Raw genomic sequence first — 5493 nt, forward strand, 5'->3', positions numbered from 1 at the left:
CCGCTTCCAGGGCAAGCGGCTCAACAGCCCGAACGACGCCGCCGTGAAGTCCGACGGCTCGATCTGGTTCTCCGACCCCGACTTCGGGATCGTCTCCGACTACGAGGGCCACCGCGCCGAGAGCGAGCTCGGCGCCTGCAACGTCTACCGCATCGACCCCCGCACCGGTGCGGTCACGCTGGTCGCCGACGGCTTCCAGGGCCCCAACGGCCTGGTCTTCTCTCCCGACGAGACCCGGCTGTACGTCTCCGACAGCCGCGCCAACCACATCCGCGTCTTCGACGTCCGCGACGACGGCACCCTCGGCCGCGGCGAGATCTTCGCCGAGGGCCGGATCGGCAAGTTCGACAACATTCGCTTCGACGACACCGGCCGCCTCTGGGCCGCCGCCATGGACGGCGGCGTGCACTGCTACGACCCCGACGGCACCCTCCTCGGCCGTCTTCTGGTCCCCGGCACCGTCGCCAACATCCGCTTCGGCGGCGCCAAGCGCAACCGCCTGTTCATCGCCGCCGACACCGCCCTGTACTCCCTCGTGATGTCCGTCACCGGCACGCCCGCCCTGCCGGCCGCCGCCCGTCCGTCCGCCGGCCGCTGAAGGTCACCGAAGCCGACATGGTGAACGCGCCCGCCGTCCACTCCGGCACGCAGTCCCCCGGGCCGCCGCGCTCGACGAGCGTCGCCCGCCGGGTGCGGCCGGCCTGGCCGGTCCAGCCCGCCGAGCGCGGCCCCTGCGTCTGATCCAGGAGCCGGCGCCGTCCGCGACGGGGCCGCCGCGGGTTCGCGTCGGCGACATCACGATTGAGTTTCGGCCACCTCTCCCCCTTGCCCACCACGCGTGTAATCGATTCCAATTCCTCGTGTAATCGATTCCACGAGGAGGTGGAACGGCGATGGCGAGCATCAAGGACGTCGCCGCGGAGGCCGGGGTGTCCGTCGCCACGGTGTCGCGCGTCCTGAACGACCATCCGTCGGTCAGCGCGGACGCCCGCACGCGCGTGCTGGCCGCCGTCGAGACGCTGGGCTACCGCCCGAACGCCGTCGCACGGTCGCTGCGCACCGACCAGACCCGCACCCTCGGCCTGGTCATCAGCGACGTGCTGAACCCGTACTTCACCGAACTGGCCCGCTCCGTCGAGGAGGAGGCCCGCGCCCTCGGCTACAGCGTGATCATCGGCAACGCCGACGAGCGGCCCGACCTCCAGGACCACCACGTGCGGACCCTGCTGGACCGCCGGATCGACGGGCTGCTGGTCTCCCCCACCGACGGCGGTTCGCCGCTGATGCTGGACGCCGCCCGCGCGGGCACGCCGATGGTGTTCGTCGACCGGTGGATCCCGGGCGTGGAGGTGCCGGTCGTACGGTCGGACGGGCAGTCGGCCGTGCGGGACCTCGTGACGCATCTGCACCGGCTCGGACACCGGCGGCTGGCGATCATCGCGGGCCCGGCGGCGACCACGACCGGCCGGGAACGCGTGGACGCCTTCCGCGCGGCGCTGCGCGAGCACGGACTGGACCTCCCCGACGCCTACACGGGCCAGGGCGACTTCCAGGCCGAGAGCGGCCGCCGCGTCACCGAGGGCTTCCTGGACCTGGCCGAACCTCCCGAGGTGATCTTCGCCGCCGACAACCTGATGGCGCTCGGCGCGCTGGACGCAGTCCGCGCGCGCGGACTGCGGGTGCCCGACGACATCGCGCTGGCCGCGTTCGACGACATCCGCTGGTTCGTGCACACCGATCCGCCGGTCACCGCGATCGCCCAGCCCACGGGCGCGCTGGGGCGGGCCGCCGTGCGCGCGCTGGTCGACCGCATCGAGGGCCGCCCCGGCGAGTCCGTCACCCTCCCCGCCCGGCTCGTCGTACGCCGCTCGTGCGGCGAGCCGGGCCCCTCACCGTCCCCGTCCCCCGTACGAAGGAGTACGTCGTGAGCAACCCGGACGAGTTGCTGCGCATCGAGGGCATCCGCAAGACCTTCCCGGGCGTGGTCGCCCTCGACGGCGTCGACTTCGACCTGCGCCGGGGCGAGGTGCACGTGCTGCTCGGCGAGAACGGCGCGGGCAAGAGCACCCTCATCAAGATGCTCTCCGGCGCCTACACGCCCGACGCGGGCCGCATCCTGGCCGGCGGCGAGGAGGTGCGCATCGCCGGTGCGCAGGACTCCGAGCGGCTCGGGATCGCCACCATCTACCAGGAGTTCAACCTCGTTCCCGACCTGACGGTCGCCGAGAACATCTTCCTGGGGCGGCAGCCGCGCCGCTTCGGGATGATCGACCGGAAGACGATGGAGGCCGAGGCCGCCGTCCTCCTGGAGCGCGTCGGCGTCAGCGTGTCGCCCCGCGCGCGGGTGCGCGAACTCGGCATCGCGCGGCTGCAGATGGTGGAGATCGCCAAGGCGCTCAGCCTGAACGCGCGCGTGCTGATCATGGACGAGCCGACCGCCGTGCTGACCTCCGAGGAGGTCGAGAAGCTGTTCGCCATCGTGCGCAGGCTGCGCGAGGACGGCGTGGGCATCGTGTTCATCACGCACCACCTGGAGGAGATCGCCGCCCTGGGCGACCGCGTCACCGTCATCCGGGACGGGAGGAGCGTCGGGCAGGTCCCGGCGTCCACGCCCGAGGACGAGCTGGTCCGGCTCATGGTGGGGCGGTCGATCGAGCAGCAGTACCCGCGGACACGGCCGGAGACCGGCGAGGCGCTGCTCCGGGTCGAGGGACTCACCCGCGACGGCGTCTTCCACGACGTGAGCTTCGAGGTGCGCGCCGGGGAGGTCGTCGGCATCGCGGGCCTGGTCGGGGCCGGCCGTACCGAGGTCGTGCGGGCCGTGTTCGGCGCCGATCCCTACGACGAGGGGACCGTGGAGGTCGCGGGCAGCGCGCTGCGCCGCCACGACGTGAACGCCGCCATGGAGGCGGGCATCGGGCTGGTCCCCGAGGACCGCAAGGGCCAGGGACTCGTCCTGGACGCCTCCGTCGAGGAGAACCTGGGCCTGGTGACGCTGCGTTCGGCCACCCGCGCGGGACTCGTCGACCTCAAGGGGCAGCGCGCGGCGGCGGCCCGGATCGCCGAACAGCTCGGCGTGCGGATGGCGGGCCTCGGGCAGCACGTGCGCACGCTCTCCGGCGGCAACCAGCAGAAGGTCGTCATCGGCAAGTGGCTGCTGGCGGACACCAGGGTGCTCATCCTCGACGAGCCCACGCGCGGCATCGACGTCGGCGCCAAGGTCGAGATCTACCAGCTCGTCAACGAACTCACCGCCGCCGGCGCCGCCGTCCTGATGATCTCCAGCGACCTGCCCGAGGTGCTCGGCATGAGCGACCGGGTGCTGGTGATGGCCCAGGGCCGGATCGCCGGCGAGCTGGCCGCCGAACAGGCCACGCAGGACGCCGTGATGGCGCTCGCCGTCGGCACCCCCTCCCCTTCCGACCCCGACTCCGACCCCGACAAGACCGACAAGGAGGCCCCCCGTGGCCGCTGACACGCTCAAGAGCCGGACGGGCGCGGGTGGCGCCTCGGGCGGCCTGCGCCGCCTGCTGCTGGACAACGGGGCGCTCACCGCGCTCATCGTCCTGGTCATCGCCATGTCGGCGCTGTCCGGCGACTTCCTGACGACCGACAACCTGCTCAACATCGGTGTGCAGGCGGCGGTCACCGCGATCCTCGCCTTCGGCGTCACCTTCGTCATCGTCTCCGCGGGCATCGACCTGTCGGTCGGCTCGGTCGCCGCCCTGTCGGCCACCGTGCTGGCCTGGAGCGCCACCTCGCAGGGCGTCCCGGTGGTCCTGGCGGTCCTGCTGGCCGTCGCCACGGGCATCGCCTGCGGTCTGGTCAACGGCTTCCTGGTCTCGTACGGCAAACTGCCGTCGTTCATCGCGACGCTGGCCATGCTGTCGGTGGCCCGCGGTCTGTCCCTGGTGATCTCGCAGGGCTCCCCGATCCCCTTCCCGGGCTCCGTCTCGCACCTCGGTGACACCCTCGGCGGCTGGCTGCCGGTGCCGGTGCTGGTGATGGTCGTCATGGGGCTGATCACGGCGTTCGTCCTGGGCCGGACCTACATCGGCCGCTCCATGTACGCCATCGGCGGCAACGAGGAGGCGGCCCGGCTGTCCGGGCTGCGGGTGAAGAAGCAGAAGCTCGCCATCTACGCGCTGTCCGGCCTGTTCGCCGCCGCCGCGGGCATCGTGCTCGCCGCCCGGCTGTCCTCCGCGCAGCCGCAGGCCGCGCAGGGCTACGAGCTGGACGCGATCGCCGCGGTCGTCATCGGCGGTGCCTCGCTCGCGGGCGGCACCGGCAAGGCGTCCGGGACGCTGATCGGCGCGCTGATCCTGGCGGTGCTGCGCAACGGCCTCAACCTCCTGTCGGTGTCGGCGTTCTGGCAGCAGGTCGTCATCGGTGTGGTGATCGCGCTGGCGGTGCTCTTCGACACGCTGCGCCGCAAGGCGGGCGCCGCCCCGGTGGCCGCCGGCACGTCCGGCGGGGGGAACCGCAGGAAGCAGGCGGCCACCTACGTGCTGGCCGCGGTGGTCGCGGCGGCGGTCGTCGGCGCGATGTCCTTCCTGCACAACGGCACCTCGGCGGCGAAGAACGACAAGGTCGGCCTGTCCCTGTCGACGCTGAACAACCCGTTCTTCGTGCAGATCCGGGCCGGCGCCGAGGAGGAGGCGAAGAAGCGGGGCGTGGACCTGACCGTCACGGACGCGCAGAACGACGCCTCCCAGCAGGCCAACCACCTGCAGAACTTCACCAGCGGAGGCCTCGGCGCGATCATCGTCAACCCGGTGGACTCGGACGCGGCCGGCCCCTCGGTGCGCTCCGCCAACAACTCCGGCATCCCCGTGATCGCCGTGGACCGGGGCGTCAACGAGGCCGAGACGGCCGCCCTGGTCGCCTCCGACAACGTCGCCGGCGGCCGGCTGGGCGCCGAGGCGCTCGCCGAGAAGCTGGGCGGCGAGGGCACCATCGTGATCCTCCAGGGCCAGGCCGGCACCTCCGCCAGCCGGGAGCGCGGCGCGGGCTTCGCCGAGGGCCTGAAGGACTACCCGGGCATCAAGGTGGTCGCCAAGCAGCCCGCCGACTTCGACCGCACCAAGGGCCTCGACGTGATGACCAACCTGCTCCAGGCCCACCCGGACATCGACGGCGTGTTCGCCGAGAACGACGAGATGGCGCTCGGCGCGATCAAGGCGCTCGGTTCCAAGGCCGGGAAGTCGGTCCAGGTCGTCGGGTTCGACGGCACGCCGGACGGCCTCAGGGCGGTCGAGGAGGGCACGCTGTACGCGTCCGTCGCGCAGGTGCCGAGGGAACTGGGCAGGATCGCGGTGGACAACGCGCTGCGCGCGGCCGAGGGCAAGAAGGTCAGCGGGACGGTGAAGGTTCCGGTGGAGGTGGTCACGAAGGAGAACGTGGCCGGCTTCGGCGGCTGACACCGGCGAGAAGGACCGGGGGCGGGCGGTCACGACGACCGCCCGCCCCCCCACGACCCAGTGGGGAGCCACG

The 5493-nt window shown here is 72.4% G+C and carries 5 protein-coding genes; all 5 read left to right on the forward strand.

What is annotated here, in order from left to right:
• On the forward strand, positions 1–598 hold a 598-nt coding region (locus tag RIM90_RS18445; protein WP_309061813.1), incomplete at its 5' end, for an SMP-30/gluconolactonase/LRE family protein.
• Between the two features lie 17 nt (positions 599–615).
• Complete coding sequence (locus tag RIM90_RS18450) at positions 616–741, forward strand: hypothetical protein (protein ID WP_309061814.1); 126 nt, start codon at positions 616–618, stop codon at positions 739–741.
• A gap of 152 nt (positions 742–893) precedes the next feature.
• Positions 894–1928, forward strand: coding sequence for a LacI family DNA-binding transcriptional regulator (locus RIM90_RS18455; RefSeq protein WP_309061815.1), 1035 nt, complete (start codon positions 894–896; stop codon positions 1926–1928).
• Positions 1925–3475: a sugar ABC transporter ATP-binding protein gene (locus tag RIM90_RS18460; protein WP_309061816.1), complete on the forward strand. Its 1551-nt coding sequence runs from the start codon at positions 1925–1927 to the stop codon at positions 3473–3475. The genes RIM90_RS18455 and RIM90_RS18460 overlap by 4 nt, the downstream gene beginning before the upstream one ends.
• Positions 3465–5420, forward strand: a complete 1956-nt coding sequence (locus RIM90_RS18465; protein ID WP_309061817.1) for a substrate-binding domain-containing protein — start codon at positions 3465–3467, stop codon at positions 5418–5420. The genes RIM90_RS18460 and RIM90_RS18465 overlap by 11 nt, the downstream gene beginning before the upstream one ends.
• The last annotated feature ends 73 nt before the right edge of the window (positions 5421–5493 follow it).

It is taken from the genome of Streptomyces sp. (assembly GCF_031181555.1).
Taxonomy (GTDB): Bacteria; Actinomycetota; Actinomycetes; order Streptomycetales; family Streptomycetaceae; genus Streptomyces; species Streptomyces fimbriatus.

Excerpts from the sequence above, each read along its gene's own strand:
- RIM90_RS18455 (WP_309061815.1), top strand. The coding sequence starts at position 894 with ATGGCGAGCATCAAGGACGTCGCCGCGGAGGCCGGGGTGTCCGTCGCC.
- RIM90_RS18450 (WP_309061814.1), top strand. The coding sequence starts at position 616 with ATGGTGAACGCGCCCGCCGTCCACTCCGGCACGCAGTCCCCCGGGCCG.